General features: G+C 32.9%; 24 protein-coding genes and 1 pseudogene. 13 read left to right on the top strand and 12 right to left on the bottom strand.

The window, feature by feature from the left end; translation table 11 throughout:
• Positions 1–46: 46 nt before the first annotated feature.
• The gene (guaB, locus tag ACFX5F_RS03305) at positions 47–1,519 is read right to left on the bottom strand and encodes an IMP dehydrogenase (protein ID WP_379849888.1); all 1,473 of its coding nucleotides are present in this window, start codon (positions 1,517–1,519) and stop codon (positions 47–49) included.
• 157 nt (positions 1,520–1,676) lie between these two features.
• Between guaB and ACFX5F_RS03300 the strand changes: the two genes are divergently transcribed.
• Positions 1,677–4,193, top strand: a complete 2,517-nt coding sequence (locus tag ACFX5F_RS03300) for a cation-translocating P-type ATPase (RefSeq protein WP_379849886.1) — start codon at positions 1,677–1,679, stop codon at positions 4,191–4,193.
• Between the two features lie 6 nt (positions 4,194–4,199).
• Here ACFX5F_RS03300 and ACFX5F_RS03295 read toward each other — a convergent pair whose 3' ends face one another.
• The 3 genes from ACFX5F_RS03295 to ACFX5F_RS03285 all read right to left on the bottom strand — a co-directional run bounded on the left by ACFX5F_RS03295 (position 4,200) and on the right by ACFX5F_RS03285 (position 7,128).
• Positions 4,200–5,606: a DUF5723 family protein gene (locus tag ACFX5F_RS03295; RefSeq protein ID WP_379849884.1), complete on the bottom strand. Its 1,407-nt coding sequence runs from the start codon at positions 5,604–5,606 to the stop codon at positions 4,200–4,202.
• Complete coding sequence (locus ACFX5F_RS03290; protein WP_379849882.1) at positions 5,603–6,154, bottom strand: hypothetical protein; 552 nt, start codon at positions 6,152–6,154, stop codon at positions 5,603–5,605. The genes ACFX5F_RS03295 and ACFX5F_RS03290 overlap by 4 nt, the downstream gene beginning before the upstream one ends.
• Positions 6,155–6,264: 110 nt before the next feature.
• On the bottom strand, positions 6,265–7,128 hold the full coding sequence (locus ACFX5F_RS03285) for a hydroxymethylglutaryl-CoA lyase (RefSeq protein ID WP_379850397.1): 864 nt from the start codon (positions 7,126–7,128) through the stop codon (positions 6,265–6,267).
• Positions 7,129–7,316: 188 nt separating this feature from the next.
• On the opposite strand from ACFX5F_RS03285, the gene ACFX5F_RS03280 reads away from it, so the two are divergent.
• Positions 7,317–7,928 carry a hypothetical protein gene (locus ACFX5F_RS03280; protein WP_379849880.1) on the top strand — a complete coding sequence of 204 codons (612 nt, stop codon included), beginning with the start codon at positions 7,317–7,319 and terminating at the stop codon, positions 7,926–7,928.
• Positions 7,925–8,614, top strand: coding sequence for a DUF3307 domain-containing protein (locus tag ACFX5F_RS03275; RefSeq protein ID WP_379849878.1), 690 nt, complete (start codon positions 7,925–7,927; stop codon positions 8,612–8,614). Before ACFX5F_RS03280 ends, ACFX5F_RS03275 begins: the two co-directional genes overlap by 4 nt.
• Here the strand turns inward: ACFX5F_RS03275 and ACFX5F_RS03270 are convergent.
• The gene (locus tag ACFX5F_RS03270; RefSeq protein ID WP_379849876.1) at positions 8,603–9,637 is read right to left on the bottom strand and encodes a quinone-dependent dihydroorotate dehydrogenase; all 1,035 of its coding nucleotides are present in this window, start codon (positions 9,635–9,637) and stop codon (positions 8,603–8,605) included. The two genes, ACFX5F_RS03275 and ACFX5F_RS03270, sit on opposite strands and share 12 nt — an antisense overlap.
• A 261-nt stretch (positions 9,638–9,898) precedes the next feature.
• Between ACFX5F_RS03270 and ACFX5F_RS03265 the strand changes: the two genes are divergently transcribed.
• Positions 9,899–10,399, top strand: coding sequence for a YybH family protein (locus ACFX5F_RS03265; protein WP_379849874.1), 501 nt, complete (start codon positions 9,899–9,901; stop codon positions 10,397–10,399).
• A 127-nt stretch (positions 10,400–10,526) separates the two neighbouring features.
• Here the strand turns inward: ACFX5F_RS03265 and ACFX5F_RS03260 are convergent, their stop codons facing one another.
• Positions 10,527–11,060, bottom strand: a complete 534-nt coding sequence (locus tag ACFX5F_RS03260) for a DUF6799 domain-containing protein (protein WP_379849872.1) — start codon at positions 11,058–11,060, stop codon at positions 10,527–10,529.
• A 571-nt stretch (positions 11,061–11,631) separates the two neighbouring features.
• Between ACFX5F_RS03260 and ACFX5F_RS03255 the strand changes: the two are divergent.
• From ACFX5F_RS03255 to ACFX5F_RS03235, 5 genes and pseudogenes are all read left to right on the top strand, one after another.
• Positions 11,632–11,943: pseudogene (locus tag ACFX5F_RS03255) on the top strand (alpha/beta family hydrolase); the annotation flags it as partial.
• Positions 11,944–12,140: 197 nt separating this feature from the next.
• The gene (locus ACFX5F_RS03250) at positions 12,141–12,557 is read left to right on the top strand and encodes a DUF1003 domain-containing protein (protein ID WP_379849870.1); all 417 of its coding nucleotides are present in this window, start codon (positions 12,141–12,143) and stop codon (positions 12,555–12,557) included.
• A 177-nt stretch (positions 12,558–12,734) separates the two neighbouring features.
• Positions 12,735–14,012, top strand: coding sequence for a peptidase T (gene pepT / locus ACFX5F_RS03245; protein WP_379849868.1), 1,278 nt, complete (start codon positions 12,735–12,737; stop codon positions 14,010–14,012).
• Positions 14,013–14,606, top strand: coding sequence for a YdeI/OmpD-associated family protein (locus ACFX5F_RS03240; protein ID WP_379849866.1), 594 nt, complete (start codon positions 14,013–14,015; stop codon positions 14,604–14,606).
• Between the two features lie 342 nt (positions 14,607–14,948).
• Positions 14,949–15,395 (top strand): hypothetical protein, encoded by a 447-nt coding sequence (locus tag ACFX5F_RS03235; protein ID WP_379849864.1) that lies wholly within the window; start codon positions 14,949–14,951, stop codon positions 15,393–15,395.
• A 66-nt stretch (positions 15,396–15,461) separates the two neighbouring features.
• Here ACFX5F_RS03235 and yajC read toward each other — a convergent pair whose 3' ends face one another.
• The 3 genes from yajC to ACFX5F_RS03220 form a co-directional block, all read right to left on the bottom strand.
• Complete coding sequence (gene yajC, locus ACFX5F_RS03230; RefSeq protein ID WP_379849862.1) at positions 15,462–15,746, bottom strand: preprotein translocase subunit YajC; 285 nt, start codon at positions 15,744–15,746, stop codon at positions 15,462–15,464.
• Between the two features lie 31 nt (positions 15,747–15,777).
• A complete protein-coding gene (gene nusB, locus ACFX5F_RS03225) occupies positions 15,778–16,689 on the bottom strand; it encodes a transcription antitermination factor NusB (protein WP_379849860.1) in 912 nt (303 codons plus the stop codon).
• 185 nt (positions 16,690–16,874) lie between these two features.
• Positions 16,875–17,981: a Glu/Leu/Phe/Val family dehydrogenase gene (locus tag ACFX5F_RS03220; RefSeq protein WP_379849858.1), complete on the bottom strand. Its 1,107-nt coding sequence runs from the start codon at positions 17,979–17,981 to the stop codon at positions 16,875–16,877.
• Positions 17,982–18,183: 202 nt separating this feature from the next.
• On the opposite strand from ACFX5F_RS03220, the gene ACFX5F_RS03215 reads away from it, so the two are divergent.
• The 4 genes from ACFX5F_RS03215 (at position 18,184) to ACFX5F_RS03200 (ending at position 23,844) form a co-directional block, all read left to right on the top strand.
• Positions 18,184–19,944, top strand: coding sequence for an ABC transporter ATP-binding protein (locus ACFX5F_RS03215; RefSeq protein WP_379849856.1), 1,761 nt, complete (start codon positions 18,184–18,186; stop codon positions 19,942–19,944).
• 71 nt (positions 19,945–20,015) lie between these two features.
• Entirely contained in the window at positions 20,016–20,396 is a 381-nt protein-coding gene (locus tag ACFX5F_RS03210) for a PUR family DNA/RNA-binding protein (protein ID WP_073207609.1), read from the top strand.
• 280 nt (positions 20,397–20,676) lie between these two features.
• Positions 20,677–23,196, top strand: coding sequence for a magnesium-translocating P-type ATPase (mgtA, locus tag ACFX5F_RS03205; RefSeq protein WP_379849854.1), 2,520 nt, complete (start codon positions 20,677–20,679; stop codon positions 23,194–23,196).
• Positions 23,197–23,292: 96 nt separating this feature from the next.
• Positions 23,293–23,844, top strand: a complete 552-nt coding sequence (locus tag ACFX5F_RS03200; protein ID WP_379849852.1) for an RBBP9/YdeN family alpha/beta hydrolase — start codon at positions 23,293–23,295, stop codon at positions 23,842–23,844.
• Between the two features lie 114 nt (positions 23,845–23,958).
• Here the strand turns inward: ACFX5F_RS03200 and ACFX5F_RS03195 are convergent, their stop codons facing one another.
• The 3 genes from ACFX5F_RS03195 to ACFX5F_RS03185 all read right to left on the bottom strand — a co-directional run bounded on the left by ACFX5F_RS03195 (position 23,959) and on the right by ACFX5F_RS03185 (position 25,448).
• Positions 23,959–24,411 (bottom strand): YbhB/YbcL family Raf kinase inhibitor-like protein, encoded by a 453-nt coding sequence (locus tag ACFX5F_RS03195; protein WP_379849850.1) that lies wholly within the window; start codon positions 24,409–24,411, stop codon positions 23,959–23,961.
• A 27-nt stretch (positions 24,412–24,438) separates the two neighbouring features.
• On the bottom strand, positions 24,439–24,765 hold the full coding sequence (locus ACFX5F_RS03190) for a four-helix bundle copper-binding protein (RefSeq protein ID WP_379849848.1): 327 nt from the start codon (positions 24,763–24,765) through the stop codon (positions 24,439–24,441).
• A 347-nt stretch (positions 24,766–25,112) separates the two neighbouring features.
• Positions 25,113–25,448 (bottom strand): tRNA-binding protein, encoded by a 336-nt coding sequence (locus ACFX5F_RS03185; RefSeq protein WP_379849846.1) that lies wholly within the window; start codon positions 25,446–25,448, stop codon positions 25,113–25,115.
• Positions 25,449–25,517: the final 69 nt, after the last annotated feature.

Raw genomic sequence — 25,517 nt, 5'->3', positions numbered from 1 at the left:
GAGAAATGAATCTTGCACTTTTTTATTTTGTCTTTTTCAGACTATTTTATCTCGAGTAATTCGGAGCTTCTTTAGTAATTGTTACATTATGAGGATGACTTTCGTTGATACCGCTTGCAGTGATGCGAACAAAACGACCTGTTTCCTGTAAAGTCGGAATATCTTTCGATCCACAATATCCCATTCCAGCACGAAGACCACCAACGAATTGTTGCATGCTTTCATTCAATTCTCCTTTGTAAGGTACACGACCTACAATTCCTTCTGGAACCAATTTCTTAACGTCATCTTCAACATCTTGGAAATAACGATCTTTTGATCCTTCTTGCATCGCTTCAACAGAACCCATACCACGGTATGATTTGAATTTTCTTCCTTCGAAAATAATAGTTTCTCCAGGAGATTCCATAGTTCCGGCTAGCAAAGAACCTAACATCACACAATCAGCACCTGCAGCGATAGCTTTAGGGATATCACCTGTATAACGAATTCCACCATCAGCAATTACAGGAACTCCCGAACCTTTTATCGCAGCAGCAACTTCAAGAACAGCTGAAAACTGAGGAAAACCAACACCTGCAACGATACGAGTTGTACAAATAGAACCTGGTCCAATTCCTACTTTCACACCATCTGCACCATTTTCCACAAGATATTTAGCCGCTTCAGCGGTGGCAATATTACCAACAATAACGTCTAAGTCAGGAAATTTTGCTTTCACTAATTTTAGCACATCCACAACTCCTTTTGTATGTCCGTGAGCAGTATCGATTATAACCGCATCCACTCCAGCATTAACCAAAGCAGTCGCTCTTTCTACAGCATCTGCAGTAACTCCTAATGCCGCAGCAACACGCAAACGTCCGTATTTGTCTTTATTTGCATTTGGTTTTTGGGTCAATTTAGTAATATCTCTAAACGTAATTAAGCCCACTAACTTATTAGCAGCATCTACGACCGGAAGTTTTTCTATTTTATAACCTTGCAAAACAACTTCAGCTTGTTCGAGTGAAGTTCCTTCGGCAACTGTTACCAAGTTTTCACTTGTCATTACCTCAACGATAGGTCTTGCATTGTTTTTTTCGAAACGTAAATCACGATTAGTGACAATTCCTTTTAGTATTTTGTTTTCATCCACGATCGGAATGCCTCCAATACCATATTCTTTCATTGCATTTTTGGCATCAGCAACAGTAGAGGTCAAAGGCAAAGTAACCGGATCGATTATCATACCGGATTCGGCTCTTTTTACTTTTCTCACCTTAGCAGCTTGTTGCTCGATCGTCATATTTTTGTGCAAGACACCAATACCACCTTCTTGAGCCATGGCAATTGCCATAGCACTTTCGGTAACAGTATCCATAGCTGCGGACACTATTGGAACATTAAGTGTTATGTTTCTTGAAAATTTTGATTTGATACTCACTTCGCGAGGAAGAACCTCTGAGTAATTAGGAACTAATAGTACATCATCGTAAGTTAATCCTTCACCGATAATCTTAGAATTGTGTGCGATCATTGCAATTGTAGTTAAATTGCGTGCAAATATAGATAATCTTAAGCAAAAAAACGACTACTTTTTACAATAAATGATTAAATTGCAGTATCAAGGGTAATCACTGCCACTAGACACTTTCATTGTTGCTACCTAAAAAAAATTAATTAATTTCTTTGCAATGACAGAATCCAAACAACAAATAAAGGGGCTTTTAGAGGACCAAGTAAAAGAATCAAGAGCTAAAAACGGATCTAATTCTTTAGATCATCAGGACAAAAATAACTTTCTGACTTCCTTAATAGAAATGGTTAAAGAACCGATGTTTTTGTTATTGATGACGGCGACAGGAATTTATTTTATTACTGGAGATTATGGAAACGGAATTTTTATGACAGTAGCTATTCTACTAGTTTCTACCATTTCACTTTATCAGGAATCCAAAAGCAGAAATGCCATTGAATCCCTAAAAAAATTATCCCAGCCTAAAAGTAAAGTCATTCGCAATAACGAAATTCTAGAAATTCCCAGTGAAGAAATTGTGTTGGGTGATTTCATTCAAATTGAAGAAGGCACATTTATACCGGCTGATGCCACAATTATTCAATCCAACGATTTTTCAGCCAATGAATCGATACTTACAGGCGAATCGCTTGCTGTTTTTAAAAATGAACAGTCTGAAAATAATCAGGTATTTCGTGGAACTATTGCAGCCAGCGGACTGGCCATTTGTGAAGTTAATGCTATTGGTGGAGAGACAAAAATTGGTAAAATCGGCAAAAGCATTGAAACAATTACTGAAGAAAAAACACCTTTACAATTACAAATTGGCAATTTTGTAAAGAAAATGTCTCTTGTAGGTTTGGTCATTTTTGGGATCGTCTGGGGCATTAATTATTACAATTCGAAAAATATTTTAGACAGTCTCTTAAAAGCATTAACACTGGCAATGAGCATTATTCCAGAGGAAATTCCGGTTGCCTTTACCACTTTTATGGCTTTAGGTGCCTGGCGTTTAATGAAAATGGGGATTATTGTAAAACAAACTAAAACGGTAGAAACTCTTGGGAGTGCCACCGTAATCTGTACAGATAAAACTGGAACTATTACTCAAAATAAAATGAGTCTGGCGCAATGGTATACTTTTTCATTAAATGAAATAAAAGAAATTATAAACGAGAATGAAAGTCCTAATTTAAGTAAAGAAGAACAAGAATTACTGAGCATTTCAATGTGGGCCAGTGAACCTATCCCTTTTGACGGAATGGAAATTGCTTTGCACGAAGCCTACACTAAATTAAAAATTACTGATGAGAGAAGCAATTTCAGATTAATCCACGAATATCCTTTGGACGGAAAACCTCCTATGATGACCCATGTTTTTGAGAACCAAGAAGGAACAAGAATTATTGCTGCTAAAGGCGCTCCGGAAGCACTAATTGCATGTTCGAATCTATCACAAGAGGAAACCGAACAAGTTTGTAAAGCTGTTGAATCTATGGCAAATAAAGGTTTTCGAGTTTTAGGTGTTGGCCTCACGGAATTTTCAGGGGATAATTTTCCAAAAAAACAGCAAGACTTTGCTTTTCATTTCAAGGGTTTAGTTGCTTTTTACGATCCCCCAAAAGAGAATATTAAAGCCGTTTTCGAAACGTTTTATAACGCAGGAATTGTAGTGAAAATAGTAACTGGCGATAATGCTGTCACAACATCTACTATAGCAAAGCAAGTTGACTTCAGAAATGCCGAAAAAGTATTAAATGGAGATCAATTAATGGAAATGGATGAAGCTACTTTAAAAGAAAAAGTAATGGAAACCACCATCTTTACGAGAATGTTTCCCGAGGCCAAACTTAAAATCATTAAAGCATTAAAAGATAATAATCAAATTGTGGCCATGACTGGTGATGGCGTTAATGATGGTCCAGCATTAAAATCAGCTCATATAGGTATTGCTATGGGCAAAAAAGGAACGGAAATTGCCAAAGAAGCGGCAAATTTAATTCTGATTGACGATGATTTTTCTAAAATGACGGATGCCATCGCTATGGGAAGAAAAATCTATATCAATCTAAAAAAAGCGATTCAATATATCATTTCTATACATATTCCTATAATACTAATTGTCTTTATTCCTCTGGCATTGGGTTGGGTTTATCCAAATATTTTCTCTCCGGTTCACGTTATTTTCCTGGAGATAATAATGGGTCCCACCTGTTCCATCATTTATGAAAATGAACCTATGGAACGAAATCTGATGCTGTTAAAACCAAGGCCTTTTACGACTACTTTTTTTAATCTGAAAGAAATTACCATTAGCATCATTCAGGGACTTATGATCACTATAGGACTCTTATTTGTTTATCAATTTTGTGTGGCAACTAATTGTATCGAAAGCGTAACAAGAACAACTGTTTTTCTAACATTAATATCGTCAAACATCTTTCTGACACTTGTTAATCGTTCTTTTTATTATTCCATATTTACCACTTTAGGTTATAAAAATAATTTAGTTCTAATGATTATTTCCTTAACCATCCTAATCACCGCTTTACTACTATTTGTCCCTGCATTTTCACATTTTTTCCAATTTGAAACAGTCTCGGGAAGCCAAATTGGTTTGAGTATTTTAGTTGGATTTGTTTCGGTTCTTTGGATAGAAATATACAAATGGTTCAAACGTAGAAAATCTCAATAAATCAAGCTAATTAGATGCTAATTTATCCTTAAAAATAATATTTAAACCCAATTGAAAAGATAAACTGTTGGCTTTTGAAACATCTCTATATTCTAAAAGGTTGTCCGCAAGAATGTAAAAATTTACAGGTCCAAAATTACTTGACAATCCCAATCCTATGTTTTTATTGGAATACGAATCTATTGTATAGGTAGCTTTCACTTGCAGTGCATTGAAAATTTTTCGGCTGTAATAGGTCGTAAAAGCGATCAAAGGAGTCCTCGGTGTTGTCATGACAAACAACTGCGCACCAACGGCACTTTTATAGATAGTTTCTGGATTATAGTCCGTACAATCACAATCTGTAGGGCGTTCTTCTTCAAAAGAATATTGAATAGAGGAGTTGAACTTTGCAGGTCGCCATGTGGTATATTTATTGTGCAAAGTATCTAAAGGTATAGCATCTTTAAATTGCTGATATACATCCCCCCCAGTATTTCCTCCATTGAATTTAGGATTTATTCCATCATACTTATAATATCCTTTGTAAGTTAAACTCTCTACCTCTTTAGTATGCTTTATAAAACCAACATCAACAATGCTTGCTGTGAACTGGATATTTTTTTTTGGATAGTACGTAAGTCCCGCATCAAAACCTAAGCCTAAATTACCACCAAATAAAGCTTTACTTTTAATGTCTTTTGCCACTTCACCATCATAATTCTTATCGTTATACTTAGCAATACCTGACGTATTGAGTTGCAAATTAGAGTAGATAACTTGTTCGTACCTATTAACATTGGAAGGAATTGTGTAAATATATCCTGAATTTTTTGTTGAAGAGGCATCGAAAATACTAGAATAAATTTTCCCTCTAAATCCTACTGTCAGCCTCTCATTTATATTTTTGTGATAACCGATATGTAGCGCCGTCAGCATTTCTGCTTTTACATTCAAATCCCCCAAATCAAATACTTTTCCCAGATATCTTTCATTTCCGTCTAAAGCCAGGATAGCGAGATCTTTAGGCATGTAGCTTAGGAAATCAAATTCCTGACACATTCCAAAAGAAACATAAGAATCATATTGATCTTGCCCTCCTTTAATCCTGAATCCTCCGCTGAATAACTCTATTTGTTCGTTTATTGCTGCTCTATCTTTTCTTGTGGTAGAAAACACTACATCGCGCAATTTTACATTAAAATCGACTCCATTGTCTGCAAATAAATCATACGCAGAGAAACCGCTGGAACCTACATTTGTCGAAACCCCTGATAATAATGGAATCCCAAAATAGAATTTATAAGTAACATCAGCACCTGGATTAGTCATCAAAGACTGTGGTACTGACGTAAAATTATATAAAAGTTGTTTGTTTTGTGAAATACTTTTAACCGACATAAATAGAATAAAAAGCAGGATTATTTTTCTCATTGAACTATTAGATAAGCAGTGACATCTGAGCGTAATTTAAAACTACCGATACTATTTGCGCTTAATGGCGGACCAGCAAGCATTTTTAGAACAAAAGTCATTTTAGTGGTGCTTTTCAATAAATCCAGTTTTGCATTTTCAAATGTCACTATTTTTGTAATTGGATTCGCTACACCAGTATACGCCGGAATATTGAAGTTTATCGTATAAAGTGGCTGATTGTTTCTGTCCTGCAATATGATATCTAACGTATAACCTCTATTAATTGTATTGTCTATTTCAAAAGATAAATCAGCTTTTGTAAGATGCATTTTAAAAAACGCGTCATTAAACACATCCACTGTTGCAGAAGCAACCGTTAAATTCTGCTCTATTCCATTTGCCACAAATTCATGTGCAGGAATTTCAAAGTAGGCTAAATTTGCAACAAAAATCGGTTCTAATTTCAAATCATTAGCTTGGTTGAAATCTAAATCACTTGAACATGAAAAAGAGAATAAGGATATAATAAATAACAATAAAATTCTATTGGAAAACACTAGTTTCATAATTTAAATTTATTAAAATCAATCTCAATAATATCAATACCAACGCATCAATTGATTACTTATTATTTTACTCACCAAATGGTAATATTTAACGCAATTAAGCGTATTCACTAATGAAACTCCCCAAACAACTTAGAAGCTTCATTATAAGCACTTTCAAAACTCATTGGACTTAGATTAGTGTTTTCTTTTTTTGAAGTAAAATACGATAGTAATTTCTCTGTTGGCATATTACCTGTCAAATCATCTGTTGCCATAGGACACCCGCCAAAACCCTGAATTGCACCATCATAACGACGGCAACCCGCTTTGTAAGCCGCATCAATTTTCTCAAACCATTTATCTGGTGTGGTATGAAGATGGGCTCCAAACTCTATTTCAGGATATTTTGGAATTAAATTCGAAAACAAATACCCAATCACATCAGGAGTTGAACTTCCTACGGTGTCCGAAAGTGAAAGGATTTTCACTCCCATATCAGATAATTTTTGAGTCCATTCGCCTACAATTTCCGTGTTCCATGGGTCACCGTATGGATTCCCGAATCCCATAGAAAGATAAGCTACTACTTCTTTTTTGCTTTTATCCGCAATTTCTAAAATCTCTTGTAAAGTGATTAATGATTCCGCTATGGTTTTATGAGTATTCCGCATTTGGAAATTCTCTGAAATCGAAAAAGGAAAACCTAAATATTGTATTTCAGGATGAACAGCAGCTAATGTCGCCCCTTGAGTATTCGCAATAATTGCCAATAATTTACTTCGGGTTTGAGATAAATCAAGTTGTGCAAGCACTTCGGCAGTATCCTGCATTTGCGGAATCGCTTTTGGCGAAACAAAACTACCAAAATCTATGGAATCAAATCCTACACGCAATAAAGCTTGGATGTAGGCCACTTTTCTTTCAGTAGGTATAAATGGCTTTATGCCTTGCATGGCATCGCGTGGACATTCTATAATTTTTATTGGCTCCATAGAAAGCCAAAGATAGAAAAACAATTATGAATTTTAAATTATGAATTTCAAATTTATGAAAATTGACTATATTACGTATATCGGTAATAAAATAATATATTACATTATTTGGTAATAATAAATATTATTACGTTATTTGGTAATATTTATAATTTAATCGGAACTTAACTTTTTAATTACATTTGAATATGACAAGCATAATCACAGGAGACATCGTTAATTCAAGAAAGCTACCTTCTAACATTTGGATTGACGGCTTAAAAAAACTATTCAATACTAAAGGAGAAAATCCAATAGAATGGGAAATTTATCGCGGCGATGAATTTCAACTGGAAATTGAAAATGTAGAGGAAGTGCTGCGAGCAGCTTTAGAAATTAAAGCTTATCTGAAAAGTATCAAACTTGATGCAAGGATGAGTATTGGAATTGGCGATAAAACCTATCAAGCAGATAAAATTTCTGAAAGTAATGGAACTGCATTTGTTCGTTCTGGTGAACTTTTTGACACTTTAAAAAAACAAAAAACTACCTTAGCAATCAATTCCGATAATCCTAACATTGATTCTGACATCAATCTAATGCTTCGCTTAGGATTGACTTTTATGGATAATTGGTTGGTTCAATCAGCAGAATTTGTTTTGACAGCCATACAAAATAAAGGATTATCGCAAGAAGAAATAGGTGTAAAACTAGGCATAAATCAAGCTGCCGTAAGCCGAAGACGAAAACGAGCACAATTTGACCTGATGATGGAATTAGATAATTATTTCAGAAAAAAAATTAAAACCATTACCATATGATTATTTTCATAAAACTGCTTCTGGCGCATTTACTTGGTGATTTTTTACTGCAGCCTACTACATGGGTTCTAAACAAGGAAGATAAAAAACACAAAAGCATTTTCCTTTATCTTCATACACTATTGCATGGTGTGTTAGCTTGGATCATAATTGCAGAAATAGATTTTATATGGTTTGCAGTTCTATTGGCACTAACACACGGAGGAATTGATTACTTGAAACTAAGATTTCAGAAAAAGAAAACAAAACGTACTTGGTTCCTCGTGGATCAAGCCATGCATATTCTCGTAATCATATTTATTACAATGGTTTATCAAAATGAAACTATTGATTTCACAGGATTCGACAATCAATTTTGGATATTTGGCACAGGCCTGCTACTACTGACAAAACCAACTTCAATTCTTATAAAGAACATTATCTCCATTTGGACACCCGAAAGTAAAAAAAGTGACGACTCATTATCCAATGCTGGCAATTACATTGGAATATTAGAGCGCTTATTTGTATTTTGTTTCATAATTACCAATCACTTTGAAGCGATTGGCTTTTTATTGGCCGCAAAATCAATTTTTCGTTTTGGAGATTTGAAAGAAGCAAAAGACCGAAAACTTACTGAATATGTCCTTATTGGAACTTTACTGAGTTTTGGAATCGCCATGCTAACAGGCCTTTTAGTAGCGTGAGGGCTGTAAGCGTTTTAAAATTTCTTTGTTTATGGCTTTTACTAAAGCTGGCCCTTCATAAATAAAACCAGTGTATAATTGTATTAAACACGCTCCTGCTTCTAGTTTTTCGATAGCATCTTCGGCAGAATGGATACCTCCTACTCCAATAATAGGAAATGCTTTTTTGCTTTTTTGAGATAGAAAACGAATAACTTCAGTAGAACGTTTTGCCAATGGTTTTCCGGATAAACCTCCCATTTCTGATTTATTTTCGGATTGCAATCCTTCGCGAGAAATAGTTGTATTCGTAGCAATAACTCCTGCAATCTTTGTTTCCTTAATAATATCTATGATATCCAGCAATTGATCATCCGTCAAATCAGGAGCAATTTTTAACAGAATAGGTTTTTGTTTTGGCTTAGCCAAATTCTTATTTTGCAGTGTTTGCAACAATTGAGTCAATGGCTCTTTGTCTTGCAAGGCACGAAGATTTGGTGTGTTTGGCGAACTCACATTAACTACAAAATAATCTACATAATCATATAACGCATCAAAACAAATTTCGTAATCAGAAGTTGCTTCTTCATTAGGAGTCAGTTTGTTTTTACCAATATTTCCACCAATTAATACACCTGTGTTTTTTTTCAAACGTTCTACTGCTTCTTGAACACCACCGTTATTAAAACCCATTCGGTTAATTATGGCACTATCTTCTTTAAGACGGAACAATCGTTTTTTAGGATTTCCTTCCTGACCTACAGGAGTAAGTGTTCCTATTTCGATAAAACCGAAACCAAAGTTGGACAATTCTTTATATAACTTGGCATCTTTATCAAAACCTGCAGCCAATCCAACTGGGTTTTTGAATTTCAATCCAAACACTTCTGTTTCCAGTCTGGGGTCATCAATATCATAAAGTGATTTGAAAAGGAATGAAAATCCAGGGATTTTTGATAAAAAGCGAATCAATGAAAAAGTAAAATAATGAATTTTTTCTGGGTCAAACCAGAAAAGTATAGGACGAATTATTAATTTATACATGTTTGTTGTCTTGTTCGTGCAAAAATAGAACTATCTACTCGATAAATAAATATTTGGAAAATAATTTTAATAAATCATTTTGCTCTTTAAAAACAAACTTAAAATATTCAACTTCAATTTATAGCTAATTTAATAGGCCCGTTTTGTTTTTTTATAGAAATAATCTGAATAATTAATTATAAATGACTAATTTTAAGTATAATACGTCATTCTGAATAAACTACTATTATAGGTTTTATTATTTAATTTAAAAAAAAAGCAATGAAAAAAGATTTAAATTTCCGTAGATTCTTGTCTTTTTGCATCACTATCATTGGATGCATATTTATGGTAGCAAGCTGTGATTCTCCCAAAAAAGAGAAGAAAGAAAGCTTTGATATGGCTGAAGCCAAAAAAAGTATTGAAGAGCAAAACTTTATTTTTACCGAGGCGATGAACAAAAGTGACTCCGTATCTGCAGCCAATTGTTACACTACAGATGCAAAATTTATGCAGCCCAACACAAAAGCAACTGTTGGTAGAAATAACATACTTCATGTTATTTCGAATTTTATGAAATCTGGCATGCCCAAATTTAGTTTGAATACTAAGGAAGTTTGGGGAAATAATGATCTATTAGTTTCAGAGGACGAATGGACATTTACCGACAAATCGGGCAAAGTATTAGACCGTGGAAAATCATTAGTCGTATGGAAAAAGGAAGATGGAAAGTGGAAAATGTTCCGTGATTGCTATAATTCTGATATGCCAATGCCTAAGTAAAATGAAATTATTTTTCTATTTACAAAATGAATTTAAAAAAAACCGAAACTATAAATATGGTTTCGGTTTCTTCTTTTCTGCAATTGAAAAATTAGTTTCACACTAAAATTTTGAATGTCTTTACTTTTTAGTTTTCCATTTTCATTTTCGTTCTTTTCATCATCATTCCATTCATATCCATTTTGTCCCCATTTTTCATCATCATGGTTTTCCCGTTTTTCATCTTTACCATTCCGTTAGGAAAAACCATTGCACCATTAGACATCATCATTTCATTTTCCATCATCATCATCTTACCGTTTTTCATCATCATCATTTTTCCGTCTTTCATCTTTACATACCCTTCCATTTTATTCATCATCATCATCATGCCATTCATATCCATCATATCTCCGTTTTTGAACATAATGGTTTTCCCATCTTTCATTTTTACCATCCCGTTTGGAGAAACAACAGAACCATTAGGCATAGTCATTTTTTTTTCCATAATAATCATCCTTTCTCCTTTCATCATCATCATTTTACCATTTTTCATCATTAAATGATCTTTCATTTGGACCATTTTTGGATCGTACATTTTGGAATCATACATTTTAGCATCCTTAGCCGTAGCGCCTAAAGTACAAATAACCACTGCTAATAAAATAAATAAATTTTTCATAATATATTGATTTTTAGTTTTTTACATTATTAAAATTACAAAAAAAAATAGTTATAAGAAACTCTTTTTAATTTTTAATTCACAAAAAAAATCTAAACTAATAATTACAACACGCAGGAGCGCCCTTTACAAAAAAAAGAAATCCTGTTTACAGATTTCTAAAGATCTATTTATAAATTAGCAAACTAAAGGCCTTATATTAAAAAAAGCATGCATAATACAATCATCTTAATAGTTGGTCGGGGAAATCTACAAAAATACGGCTCACTAAACACCGCATTATTAGCCTATTTATACCAGCAAAATTATATATTCTTTACGAACCAATTGGTCAGGAAATATATCATTTGAGTAATATTGAAAGGAAATATAAATGGTTCCCTGCAATTTTAAAAAAATATTTTGGAGAATTTATCTTTTGAGATATACTATTCTTAATTTTATTCTTTTTTTAAAATCCTTCCGCAAGAATATAAATACTATAGAATTTCATTCAAAAATATTAAAACAGTTTCTCTTAAAATTGGGCACTAAAAAAGAAATAATCATAATTTAAAGTTCAGCTGGTGGATTAATAGCAACACAAATTGCGGATGAGTTAAATATAAAACATATTATTTGTTTGGGTTATCCTTTTCAACATCCTGAAAAAGAAGAGGAATCTCACCGATTTATGCATTTAAAGAACTTAAACACTCCCTTCATTATAATTCAAGGTACAAATGATGCTTATGTCGGGAGTGAAATTGATACAAAATATGAGCTTGCGCCAACAATTGAACTGTTTTTTGTGGAAACAAATAATGATTTTAAAACCTCAGCTGATGATTGGAAAAAAGTAATTACTAAAATTAACAGTACAATTAATCCAATTATAGAGTAATCAACAACTAGTAAGCCAAAATTTATACAAAAAAATAGTTAAGTATCATAAATCCTAATATATTTACTATAATCTAATTTTTGTTTTAACGCTTGTAATAATATTTCCTTTTTATTCGACAATTAAAACAGAAGGTGGTTACCATTTGATAATTCTTAAAAGCTATTTTCCAAAATTTAAAATAAAACACTTTGAAAATGATTAATGATACAAATTGGCACGAAAAACATACAGCAACATTAAATGTAGGAAGTCGTTTAGCTGACTCTGTAGCCAAAGGAATGGGTTCCTGGAGGTTCATTATAGTTCAAACCATATTAGTACTGCTTTGGATGACATTAAACATTGCTGCTTTTACTTACCACTGGGATGTATATCCATTTATCCTCCTAAATCTTCTTTTTTCTACTCAGGCTGCTTATGCCGCGCCTATCATCATGATGTCCCAAAACCGTCAAAGTGAAAGAGACAGATTACAGGCGCAAGCAGATTACCAAACAAATATTGACGCAAAACTAGAAATAGAAGCCTTGACAATTCAACTAAATAAATTAGAAGTCGAAAAACTAGATGTAATAATTTCCTTGTTGAAAGAAATGAAAGAAACTAAATAAGTCCTCGGAATTATTTTCTTTGAAAGCTTTGTCATAAATTTTGCGGACTTGTTTCATAGGCTACAATTAAGATTATTTCTTAACTTTCTGTGACTGCTAAGTTAGCATGTCCACTCTTGAAGGATACCGAAAATAGCTTCTGAAAAAATGATTATATTTGCATAAAACAAATAAAAAATGCAACATATTATAGACCGATTCATCAGTTACGTAACTATTGATACAGAATCTGACGCCAATTCGGAAACCACGCCAAGTACCCCTAAACAATGGGACCTAGCCAATAAACTAGTTGAAGAATTAAAAGCTATTGGCATGCAAGATGTAACAATAGACGACAAAGCGTACATCATGGCTACTTTGCCAAGCAATGTTATCCATGAAGTACCAACTATTGGATTTATTTCCCACTTTGACACCACGCCCGATTTTACCGGTGCCAATGTAAAGCCTCAAATTATCTCAAATTATGATGGTAAAGACATTGTCTTAAATGCTGAACAAAACATTATATTATCACCTAATTATTTTAAAGATTTATTATTGTATAAGGGACAAACCTTGATTACAACTGACGGAACGACATTATTAGGTGCCGATGATAAAGCCGGAATCACCGAGATTGTTACCGCAATGGAATTCCTTATCAAAAATCCCGAAATCAAACACGGAAAAATCAGAGTGGGTTTTACACCTGATGAAGAAATTGGTCGTGGTGCACATCATTTTGATGTAGAGAAATTTGGAGCTGAATGGGCTTATACGATGGATGGTAGCCAAATAGGCGAACTGGAATATGAGAATTTTAACGCGGCTGGCGCCAAAATTATTTTCAAAGGAAAAAGTGTTCATCCTGGTTACGCCAAAGGAAAAATGATCAATTCTATGCTGATTGCTAATGATTTCATCAATGAATTACCTGATGATGAAACACCAGAAACAACTAAAGGATATGAAGGCTTTTTCCATGTACATCACCTTACTGGCAGTATTGAAGAAACCGTTTTGGAACTGATTATCAGAGATCATAACAAGAAAAAATTTGAAAAACGCAAAGAATTAGTAGAAAAAATCACTCGAAAAATCAACAAGAAATTTGCGAAACAATTTGGTGCTGATATAGTTAAAGCCGAGATAAAAGATCAATATTACAATATGAAAGAAAAGGTAACGCCTGTAAAACATATTGTGGACATTGCTGAAAAAGCAATGAGAGAAATAGGTATTAAACCACTTATTAAACCTATTCGCGGAGGGACTGACGGTTCCCAATTGTCATATAAAGGATTGCCATGCCCAAATATTTTTGCTGGTGGACATAATTTTCATGGAAAATACGAATATGTTCCCGTTGAAAGCATGCAAAAAGCAGTAGAAGTTATCGTGAAAATTGCTGAACTTACCGCAATAGGCGATTATATTAAAACGGAAGAAACCATTAAAAATAAAAAATAATTGGAATCATCAAAAACCGATACACGTATTTGGGATAAAATCAATGGTTGGTCAGAAGAATTAGAATTACTTAAATCAATTGTTGCCCAGACGGAACTCATCGAAACTACGAAATGGGGAGGTTGCGTTTATGTCTTAGACAATAAAAATGTGATCGGGATAGGAGGATTTAAAAATTATTTTACAATCTGGTTTTTTAATGGCGTTTTTCTAAAAGATGAAAAAAAAGTTTTAGTTAACGCGCAAGAAGGCGTTACTAAATCATTACGACAATGGCGCTTTACATCAAAAGATGATGTAAATGAATCTTTGGTTTTGGAATATATTCAGGAAGCAATTGAAAATGAAAAGCAGGGAAAAATAATTAAACCCACTAAAGCGGAACTTACAATTGAGATGCCCGAAATTTTTCAGAAGGAATTAGATGTTAATCCGAATTTAGCCGACGCTTTTCTAAAATTCTCACCATACAAACAAAAGGAGTTTTTAGAATACATAGTTGAAGCAAAACGAGAAGAGACTAAACGTTCCAGACTAGAAAAGATAAAGCCAATGATACTCGAAAACATTGGTTTAAATGACAAATATCGATAAAATTAAGACCCAATTCTGAAAAATCAGAGTTGGGCTTTTTTTTTTAAAATCATATTATATTACATAAATGCAATTTAATAATCATTCGATGAAAATTGCATTCAAATTCATAACCCCGATATCTTTTGAAAACTATTGAAAAGGAATTATATCCTTTTTGACATCTTTATGTGCATTGTTTTTATTGTAAAGCGCATCAAAATATTAGTATTATACTGAAAACCTTAACATTGACCAGTTTGTTAAATCACTATATTTACTAACAACTGCTTAACAATCTATTAACACCACAGATAACTATTCGTATAATTTCATAAAAAACTAATACTAAAAATATAAATTATGATACAAAAAAAAGAAGCGCAAACTGATTCAGTATCGCCAGCAAAACCTAAAATCGATAAGCCAGTTAGAACTCGGACAACAAAAATTGTCGAACATGTTATGGAAGCGGTTGCAATTGAAGAACCAAAAATTGAAGAAACTAGCACCGAAAATGTAGAAGTCTCACCTACTAATCCAGATGAAAACAGTAAATCTTCAAAAAAGAAAGATGATAAAAACAAGACTAAAAAGAAAGCGAAAATGAAAGCAAAAGAAAAAGCTAAAAAGGCTGACGCGAAAGAAAAAGCAAAACAAAAAGCGAAAACAAAAGCAAAAAAGGCTAAAAAAGCAAAAAAAGAGAAAGCAAAAAAAGCCAAAGTAAAAGCGAAAGCAAAAGAAAAAAAGGCTAAAGCGAAATCTAAAAAAGCGAAAAAGAATAAAAAAAACAAGAAGAATAAAAAATAACCCGATTCTTTTAAATACAAAATGCCCTGAAATTCAGGGCATTTTTTACTAGTTCAAAAAGAACTATTATTTTTTTACAGCTGGAGTATTTAATGCTGCACTCATTTCCATAGAGATAGCGGAACGCTCCATTTTTAATTTTCCTGACATAGTTTCAACGATAACTGTAGTATCAGCTAATTCAGAAACTTTTCCGTGAAGACCACTTTTTGTAATAATTTTGTCGCCTACTTTCAAGCTGCTTTCAAATTCTTTTTCGCTTTTAGCTTTCTTTTGTTGCGGTCTTATCATAAAGAAATAGATTACCACAAACATTAATAGAAACGGCGCAAATTGAGTTAATTGTCCCATAATTTTAAAATCTCTTTTTTGTTTATTAATATTACATTAAACCACGACCAGCTTTAATCATCTTTTTGCTAGCCTGTAGCTCTTTTACTAAATTATCTAAAATTCCGTTGATAAAAATACTACTTTTTGGTGTAGAATACTCTTTGGCAACTTCTAAATATTCGTTAAGGGTAACTTTTACTGGAATTGATGGAAATTTAAGAAATTCACAAATGGCCATTTTAAGAATAATGGTATCAATCTCGGCAATTCTATCGCTGTCCCAATTTGGCGTTTTATCAACATATTCTTTAGCAAATTCTGCTTCGTTCAAGACTGTTTTTCTAAACAAATCTTTCACAAAATCCTTGTCCTCGTTGTCTTTATACAATTTTGGCACTCTGAAATTATCATCTTCACCAGATTTAATAACTTTCAATTGCTTGATGATATGTGTATTAACTAATGGAATATCGTCTACCCAAGTTAATTTATCATCTTCTAAATATTCATAAAGTTTTTCATTAGGAACAATTACATCCATAAATAAATCAACAATAAATTGTTTATCCTCTTCGAATGTGTTGATTGAATTACTCATGTATTTTTCATACAACTTACTTGCTTTTATATCATTAAGAAGCAACAAGATATAATCATCGTTTTTTGTCCAATTGTCAATTTTACGATTTTCAAGAGCAATACTAAGTGAATTGTTTTCTGAAAGAATTTGAAAAATACTATTTTTAATAAATTTTTCATTTGGCTTACGCTCCTCAGCAGTAGCAAGATGTTTCAGAGATGATTTATGCAAAAAGATGGTTTCTTTTTTACAAATTTCAATCAGGGAAGAAAGCATTATTAGGTATAAATCTTGAATATTGTCGATACTATAGAAAAGAAATTTTTCTTCTTTTTCCAGATTATCAGAACCGTTTTGATGCATCGCATAAATGGATTGCATAACTTTAACGCGTATGTGTCTTCTATTTACCACCTTGTAAGAACTTTTATTAATTAGAGTGCAAAAATAAGAATTTCATCCTTGTAAATAAAATATATAATCGCTTATTTTAAAAGTATTCAGTGATCAGTATTCAGTGAACGGCAATTATTGGACACTAAATACTGATAACTGAACACTGAAAACTACTTTTTACTATTCTCTATCTTTCTTTGATCAATACGATTTTGAGCAATAGTCAGAGCCGCATGATGCGTAGTAATTCCGTTAGCAATGGCAAATGCAAAAATCTCTAGAGTTGTATTGTAAATATTCTCTGTTTTACGCATAATCTCTGCTTTGTCATAATGCGCTAATTCCGCATAAACATTGATAATTCCACCAGCATTAATCAAAAAATCAGGGGCATAAAGAATCCCTCTTTCTTGCAAAATTGCACCATGAATATTCTCATTTGCTAATTGGTTATTGGCTGCACCAGCAATTACTTTAGCTTTAATTTTATGCACAGTGGCATCATTTATAGTCGCACCCATAGCACAAGGAGCATAAATATCAACATCGGCAGAATATAAATCATCCCCGGTAAAAATTGTAGCACCGTACTTTGATCCAACTTCGTACAATTTTTCTTCATTAATGTCTGCGATAGTAACTATTGCTCCCTCTTTTGTCAAATAATCAACTAAAGTTTCTCCAACATGACCAATCCCTTGTACCAACACTTTTTTCCCGCTAAGTATATCTGAACCAAACTGCTGTTTTGCAGCTGCTTTCATACCAAGATATACGCCGTAAGCTGTTACAGGCGATGGATTTCCAGAACCGCCTCTTGATTCAGAAATTCCGGTCACATAAGGCGTAACGTCTCTAACGGTGTCCATATCTGCAGTTTCCATTCCTACATCTTCGGCAGTGATATATCTTCCGCTTAATGAATGTACAAACTCACCAAATTTACGCATCAATTCCGGTGTTTTTTGGGTTTTGGCATCGCCAATGATAACCGCCTTACCTCCACCGATATTTAATCCTGTAATGGCTGCTTTATAAGTCATACCGCGAGAAAGTCGCAATACATCATTTAAAGCTTCCCATTCGTTAGCATAATTATACATACGAGTACCTCCTAAAGCAGGACCCATAACCGAATTATGAATACCAATAATTGCTTTTAAACCTGTATCTTTGTCGTTGCAAAATACAATTTGTTCGTGATCATTAAATGATAGTTGACCAAAAACGGGATCCATTTTTTGAAGTTCCTTTCCAGATGTGAAAGCTGCATTCATAGTATTAATTTTTATAGTGATAAAATTATGAATTTGTCAAAAAGACAAATCAAATTTACACAAAAAATACATATACACTAATATTTTAGTTAAAATTTATCAATATGGTAATTATTACGAATAAATTATAGTTTTAAACTTTATCAAAAATTAACTAAAAAACAAAAAATAAAACTATTTCAATAAAGAATATCTTAAAAACATGAAAGAATTACGTTATTTAAATAAATACTTTATCAAATATAAATACAGCTTTTCGCTCGGTATTATATTTACCATCATTGCCCAAATATTTTCTTTGTTTACACCAAAACTAATTAGCAAATCATTCAAAGTAATTGAATCCTTTTCTAAAGACAAAAATGTAGCCATTTCAGTAATTCGCGAAGAACTAATTTCGAATATTTTATTGATTATCGCTACCACTATCATAGCTGGTTTTCTTACTTTTTTGATGCGACAAACGCTTATTGTTATGTCACGACACATTGAATTCGATTTGAAAAATGAAGTTTTCCGACAATACGAAAACTTATCGCAGAACTTTTATAAACAAAATCGTACGGGTGATTTAATGAACCGCATCAGTGAAGATGTTTCAAAAGTAAGAATGTATGTAGGACCGGCGGTTATGTACACGATCAATACCTTCATACGATTTACAATTGTCATCGTATATATGTATAATGTTTCGCCTCGCTTGACTTTATATACCATTCTTCCATTACCACTATTATCATATTGCATTTTCAAATTAAGCTCCGAAATCAATAAGCGAAGCACCATATTCCAACAATATTTATCTAAAGTTTCCAGTTTCTCGCAAGAAATATTTTCTGGAATCCGTGTGATAAAAGCCTATTCATTAGAAGATCAGCATCAAAACAATATGGTAAACCTGGCCAATGAGAGCAAAAGCAAAAGTTTAAACTTAGCCAAAGTTCAGTCTTTATTTGGACCGTTGATGCTGGCACTTATAGGAATAAGTAACTTAGTTGTTATTTACTTTGGAGGATTAATGTACATTGATGGTACCATAAAAAGCATTGGAACAATAGCAGAATTTATCCTGTATGTCAACATGCTTACTTGGCCAGTAGCTTCTTTAGGATGGGTCTCCTCTATGGTTCAAGAAGCCGAAGCCTCTCAAAAACGTCTTAACGAATTCCTTAAAATCGAACCTGAAATAAAAAACAACAATCCAAATAAATCTATTATTGAAGGTACTATTTCTTTCGAAAATGTAAGTTACACGTACGAAGACACTAATATTGAAGCATTAAAAAATGTCACTTTTACAGTCAAAAAAGGAGAAACACTAGCAATTCTAGGAAAAACAGGATCCGGAAAATCAACAATCTCTTCATTAATATCTAGATTGTACGATGTAACAGGCGGAAAAATAAACATTGATGGAAACGAAATAAGGACCGTAAACCTTTATGATTTACGAAACAGCATTGGGATTGTACCGCAAGATGCCTTCTTATTTTCGGACAGCATAAAAAACAATATAAAGTTTGGTAAAGAAAACGCAACTGATGAAGAAGTAGAATCAGCTGCAAAAAATGCTGTTGTACATGATAACATTATTGGTTTTAATAAACAATATGACACCATATTAGGCGAAAGAGGAATTACACTTTCCGGAGGACAAAAACAACGCGTTTCTATTGCCAGAGCAATTATTAAAAACCCTCCTATATTACTTTTTGACGATTGTTTGTCGGCAGTAGATACAGAGACTGAAGAAGCTATTTTGAATAATTTATCTGAAATTTGCAAGGATAAAACTACCATTATCGTAAGTCATAGAGTTTCATCAGCCAAAAATGCAGACAATATTATCATTCTTGAAGACGGAAAAATTATCCAACAAGGTTCTCATAATCAATTGATAAATCAAGAAGGGTACTATGCATCCCTATATTTAAAACAACTTTCAGAAAAAGAATTGCTTTAATTGTTGTGTAATACATATATTTTTTAGATTTTTGAGTACTACTTAACAACCATAAATTGATAGAAAGGATTATGAGAGAAAATGACATGTTAGAAAAAGAAGAGATATTTTCTAAAGTTCTACGAGCTGGAAGAAGAACTTATTTCTTTGATGTGAGGGCTACAAAAGCAGATGATTATTATATTACGATTACCGAAAGTAAAAAATTTACTGAAGAAGATGGCTCGTTCCACTTCAAGAAACACAAAATTTATTTGTACAAAGAAGATTTTGCTGCTTTCGCAGAAATTTTAGGAGAAATGACCTCTTATGTTTTGAACCACAAAGGGGAAGAAGTAATCTCTGAAAGACACCAAAAAGATTTTAAAAAAGAATATGCTTCTGATAAAGTTGAAGACGAATTCATACCAAAAACATCCTCTTTTACTGATATTGAATTTGATGATATTTAATTGTTAATTACCTACTTACACACCTAAAAAGTCCAAAAGTCATTTGATTTTTGGACTTTTTTGTATTTAAAAAACTCTTTCGAGTTAAAATACAACAAGTCTTTACCAGTTGTAATTCAGAATTGATTAACTTTACTAATCAACTTAGTATCAGTACAATAATTTACTTTATATTTCAGAATAAGCTACAAAAGTAGTTGTTTTTATTTCGATTATAATTCTAAAAATCAGGTTGTTGCTTTTATTAATTTACAGTTCAAACTCTTAAGAACTTCAATTTATGCAAACTACTCCAATAAATAATTTTTGGCAATTTAACCCCGACTATTGGTTTAAAAAACTAAACAGTTCTGCATTGGGATTATCTAAAACTGAAGCTGCTAAAATACTATCAGAATCCGGACATATAAAAAAAAGCAAGTCGGCTTTTAGAAAAGAAGCAACTCTTTTTATCGGACAATTCAAAAGCCCATTGATGCTATTACTTATAGGAGCAGTTCTGCTTTCGGCTTTTCTTGGAGATACCTCCGATGTATTTATTATTCTTTTCATCGTTTTGTCTACTGGATTCCTTAGTTTTTTTCAGGAAAGAAATGCGGGACGATTTGTAGAGAAATTGCAATCAATGATTGCATTAAAGAGTACTGTTCTTAGAGACGGAAAACTACAAGAAATTAATTCCTATAATGTAGTTCCAGGCGACATTATTATACTGAATGCTGGAGATATGCTTCCCGCAGACTGCTTGATTATTGAATCCAATGAATTGCATTCAAACGAAGCAAGTCTTACTGGAGAATCTTATCCTACAGCAAAACTAGTTGGAGTTTTAGACGAAAATACCGCATTAGCTAAAAGAACCAATTCTCTTTGGGAAGGTACAAATATAGTAAGCGGTACAGCAAAAGCATTAGTTATTAATACAGGAAAAAACACCATTTTTGGCAATATTGCAAAAAGTGCGACCACAATTATAGAAACTAAATTTGAAAAAGGAATTAAAGACTTTGGCTATTTTTTGATGAGAATCACATTGATTCTTTCGATTTTTATTTTAGTGGTCAATTTATTATACCACAAAAATGTTATTGACTCGGCTTTATTTGCTTTGGCTTTAGCTGTAGGAATGGCACCTGAATTATTACCTGCCATTACAACAATTGCAATGAGTGCCGGAGCAAAAAGAATGTTAGATAAAAAAGTTATCGTAAAAAAACTTTCTTCTATTCAAAATCTAGGAGAAGTTAATTTATTATGTACAGATAAAACAGGAACCATTACTCAAGGTGCAATAATAATTTCAGGTGCAGTGGATGGTCTTGGCATCGAAAACGAATATGTCAAAGAACTTGCGTATTGGAACGCTTATTTTGAAACGGGTTACGCCAATCCAATTGATGAAGCCATAAAAAAGATAAAATTGGAAACAAAAGTAATGCCCTTGAAAACTGGCGAGATTCCTTATGATTTTATTCGCAAAAGATTAAGCATCGCTATTACTACCGGCACTGATAAAGTATTGATTAGCAAAGGAGCTTTTAAACAAATAATCAGCATTTGCACATTCGTAAGATTAAGTAATGGGAGCATTGAAAACATTGAATCCCACAAAACTGAAATTGAGGATAAATTCAATCAATTTGGAATTAACGGTTTGCGAACAATAGCGGTCAGTTACAAAAATATTAATAACGACCATATTTCAAAAGAAGACGAAGCAGACTTAATTTTCGCAGGTTTTATATTACTTGAGGATCCGGTAAAAGCTGGAATCATAGAAATAATTGAAGAACTAAAAAAACTACAAGTAAATTTAAAAATAATTTCTGGCGACAACAAAAATGTAGCACTTTCAACAGCATTAAAAATTGGAATCAAAAACCCTATAGTTATGACAGGCCAAGATCTTTTTAGTGCAAGTCCGGAAGCACTGAAACATTTGGTAAGAAAAACACACATTTTCGCGGAAGTGGAACCGCAGCAAAAAGAACACCTTATCCAAGTTTTACGAAAAACATATACGGTTGCCTATGTGGGTGACGGCATTAATGATGTTTCGGCTTTAAGTGCTGCCGATATCGGAATTTCTGTCGAAAATGCCGTTGATGTTGCCAGAGAAGCGGCTGATTTTGTACTAATGGAAAAAGACTTGAAAGTCATAATTGATGGTATAAAAGAAGGTCGAAAAACTTTTGCAAATACCTTGAAATACATATTTATCAACACTGGATCAACTTTTGGAAATATGTTTAGCGTAGCAATAGCGTCCTTATTATTACCTTTTTTGCCCATGCTTCCTAAGCAGATTCTATTGACTAACTTTATCACTGATTTCCCATATCTTACCATAGCTTCGGATAATGTTGACCAAGAACAACTAAACAGACCTGGCAAATGGAATTTGAAATTAATACGCAATTATATGATCATTTTTGGCATACATAGTTCTGTCTTTGATGTTATTACTTTTCTCATACTGTATTATGTACTAAAAGTAAAAGAATCCGCATTCCAGACTGCTTGGTTTGTAGAATCAATCCTTACTGAATTGTTCATTTTATTTATCATTCGAACTCACAAAAACTTCTTTAAAAGCAGACCAGGCAAATATCTTTTTATCTTGAGTTTTATTGGATTAGTACTAACCTTAATTCTCCCCTATCTTCCCTTCGCTGACAAAGTGGGATTATCTCCTCTTCCTTTCCTTAATATGATAATAATGCTAATAATTGTCGCTATTTATATCCTGACAGCGGATGTGTTAAAAGTTTGGTTTTTCAAAAAACACTTCCATTCGTAGTACATCTACTTTGGTTCAAATACCATTTTTTTAAATTCAATAAATAATTTAGACATTAAATATTTTAAATTAATTTCTAAAAAGTATTTTTGTTTAATGGAAACGAAACTATTAATACTGGCCGGACTTGGCGATTCCGGAGAAAGACACTGGCAAAGCTATTGGTTACAGAAATTTAAAAACAGTTCCAAGTTAGCTCAGAAAAATTGGGAACAACCTATACTTGAGGATTGGCTTAGTAATTTAACGGAAGCTATTTCAAACCTAGACTCCCCAACGATCCTGGTAGCACACAGTCTTGCTGTTTCGATGGTTTTGCATTGGGATGCAGCAAATACTAATTCAAACATAATTGGCGCATTATTGGTCGCTCCTGCCGATGTTGATTCTCCAGATCACACCCCTGAAACCATTTGGAATTTTTCTCCAATGCCAACTAAAAAATTAAAATTCCCATCCGTTGTTGTCACCAGTGCTAATGACCCCTATATTTCTCCGATAAGAGCTGAATATTTAGCTAAAATCTGGGGTAGTGATTTTATAAATATTGGTAAAAAAGGCCATATCAACTCCGATTCAAATCTTGAATTTTGGGAAGAAGGCCAATTGATTTTGGAACAATTAATAACTAAAATTGATATTGGTTAAGCTGAACCAACAATTCATACTAATTGGATCTTCATTGATTTGTTTTTGTTGATTTTGACATAAAAAAACTGCTTCATTAAAAAAGCAGCTTCTTATTTTGATTAAAAAGGTTGATTATCTTTTATACAAACCGACTAATTCTCCCCTGGCAATAATATGCTCTTTCATTGCCTTTTCAAGTTCATTTTTATCAGTACTTACAAGTAAATTTAGTTTAGTATTTAAAGCGTATACTTTAAAATGATAATGATGTTTGCCACTTGGAGGGCAAGGCCCATCATATTTATTTTCCCCAAAACTATTCCTGCCTTGAATTCCTGGTGCAGAATTTTCTTTTATACTGTTTTTTGGTGTAATATTCCACATTATCCAATGACAAAAAGATCCATTTGGAGCATCTGGATCATCCAGTATAATAGCCAGGCTCTTTGTATTTTTAGGAATTTCGTCTATACTAATCTCTGGGTTTACATTTACCCCGTCACATGTATATTTCGAAGAAATAAATTCATTATCCAGAAATTCAGGACTTTTTATAACTAATGTGGTACCGGCTGTTACTGACATGATAAATCGTATAAATAAGATTCATTATTAATGTGCCATTTGTTGTTCATGACACATTTCTGCACATTTACGACATGCTTCTGCACATTTTTTACAATGTTCCATTTGTGGATATTTTTCACATTCAGCGGCACATATTTCGCACATTTCAGCACATAATTTTAAGAAAATAGCTGTGTTTTCAGAATTTCGTTCCATTAGCTGGGCTGTTAAGCGGCATATATCTGCACAATCCTGATCGTTCATCATACATCGAGCCATATCCATTTCTTTTTCTAAATGGCATGCATCATAACAATGTGTGCATTGTGCAGCACAAAGATGCAATACGTCAATAATTCCTTGCTTTTCCATTTTTTAGGTATATTTAAATTAAAAATCTATTTTAAAACACCAAAAGGAAACGCTACGGCATTTGATTTCCATCTGGTTCACAATATGACGGCTGCACCTGCTGATGCATCATTAACAATACCGTATTGTACTGCAAATAGCTTTGGAGAAACTTTACACTAACTGTAATCCTAAAAATTTAAAAAAGAATTTGTAGCACGCATTCAGTAAGGTATTGTATGTAAAAAAACTCCGATATAGAAAAGTAAATTTACAATATTTATTATTTTAAAGGATTGATAAATAGATTATTAACATTTTAATAACCTATTTATACTGAAGAAGTTAAGTAAATCCTGCTATTGAAGTTATCCAATTCTCAACCCATTTTCAATCTTAAAATCAGGTGCTAATAAGATAACATCACCTTCCTCCCCTACTGCTCCCAATACCAGACACTCGCTCATGAATTTACCAATTTGTTTTTTAGGGAAATTAACTACAGCTATCATTTGTCTGTTAACCAAATCTTCTTTTTGATATCGTCTGGTAATTTGTGCCGATGTTTTTCTAATTCCAATTGTGGAACCAAAATCTATCGTAAGTTGATATGCTGGTTTTCGTGCTTCAGGAAAATCATTGACTTCCAAAATAGTTCCAACTCGCATTTCTACTTTTTCAAAATCTTGCCAAGTCAATTCCATGGTTATATTGTATTAATGGTTTTTAATTAAATGTTAATTTCTAACAAACCTATCAATTTTACAACTATT

The sequence above is a fragment of the Flavobacterium zhoui genome (assembly GCF_042787235.1).
Taxonomy (GTDB): Bacteria; Bacteroidota; Bacteroidia; order Flavobacteriales; family Flavobacteriaceae; genus Flavobacterium; species Flavobacterium zhoui.
This window is presented reverse-complemented; position numbering and strand designations above follow the sequence as displayed.